The 1378-nt window shown below is 29.8% G+C and carries 1 protein-coding gene and 1 pseudogene; both read right to left on the reverse strand.

The window, feature by feature from the left end; genetic code table 11:
* Positions 1-223 precede the first annotated feature (223 nt).
* Positions 224-1057, reverse strand: a complete 834-nt coding sequence (locus BV214_RS15275) for a hypothetical protein (RefSeq protein ID WP_086478375.1) — start codon at positions 1055-1057, stop codon at positions 224-226.
* 189 nt (positions 1058-1246) lie between these two features.
* Positions 1247-1378, reverse strand: a pseudogene (locus tag BV214_RS17010) (ATP-binding protein); the annotation flags it as partial.

A 1378-nucleotide genomic window follows, 5' to 3' on the forward strand; every position in this document is an offset into this window, starting at 1 on the left:
ATTACTCTTAGGTAAAATAGACCAACTACTGTAATATTAGGCGATTACAGCGCGTAGGACGATCAATCGCGTGGCCTTTCCCAAAATAGAAAAGTATCAACAGCTAATTATCAAAATACTAATCAACATAATGAAAATGGACATTTAACTGTAAAGGTGGTTGAACAATTTGCCACATTCTAATTATTATTTTAAATTTATTTAATCACTAAACCCCCTTATATTAGGGAGTGATAGGTTCAACTTCTTGAACTTCTGAAACTTTCAAAGCACTCATTTCCTTCTTTTGATAGATAAGATTAGAGTTTGATTCAATATCCCTCATAAACAAATAATCCCTTGTTTCACCAACATATAGAATAGTATTTGTTGAAGTGATTGTATCACCTTTGATTGTAAATTGAACATTTTCAATTGGTATGCCAAGCAATATCTTGTCCGATTTTTCATATTGCAAATCAATCATAGTGGCTATTAGTGTTGTTGATAACAATGAATAATATAACCATCTTAATGCTTTAACACTGAAAGAACTATAGGAATAAACAGCTATCAAATATACAAGGGAAATTATACCACCCCAGATATAAATATATGGTTTTATGTCTTTCCAATATGTTTTAGGATTACCCTCAACTTTGATTAACACAATAACAATTATTGGGATAACTATTATTGTTATTATTATAACTCCTTTTAATATTTCTAAGGGAATTTTAAATCTATTAGAATGATTTAAGATTTTCTCACCATCATCATTTGGGGTAACTAATTTTTCCTTTTTATTTAGCCACCCACTTTTATAAAACACATATAAGATTCCATTAAAACCAGTAAAATAAGTAACACCAATAAAGAAAAGGAAAATTAATAAAGAAGCGAGCGGTAAAAATATAAAAAGGTATTCCTGAAAATTTAAGTAGCTTTCAATTTGAATACCGAATCTCTGATAGTAAAGATTCTGAAACCAATACCCTATACAAATTAATAATGCATACCCCAATGTGATTAATTGGGGTGATATGGTGAAATCCTTACTATCTAACTTTGTATTCATAACTAAAAAAAATGGTTGGTTTACTAAAGATAATAAGAATCTTAAAGATACAAGCCCCTATAATAATGGGGGCTGGTTTCATTAGTCAATACTTAAATCACCTCAAATTGTTGTATGATTGTTGTACGATACACATACAATACACCACTACCCTACTGTAAACCAGTAATTTAATTACATAGTATTCCACCCCTTCACATCCGAAAAATCGTATTCAGGGAAATCCAAGGTTTTATAGAATTCCGCCTTAGTATCTATAAGTGTTTGTTCTAAGGGTGTTCCTTTATCGAAAAATGAAATTACTTCTTCTATATTCTCTAT

The sequence above is a fragment of the Arenibacter amylolyticus genome (genome assembly GCF_002150785.1).
GTDB classification, from domain to species: Bacteria; Bacteroidota; Bacteroidia; order Flavobacteriales; family Flavobacteriaceae; genus Arenibacter; species Arenibacter amylolyticus.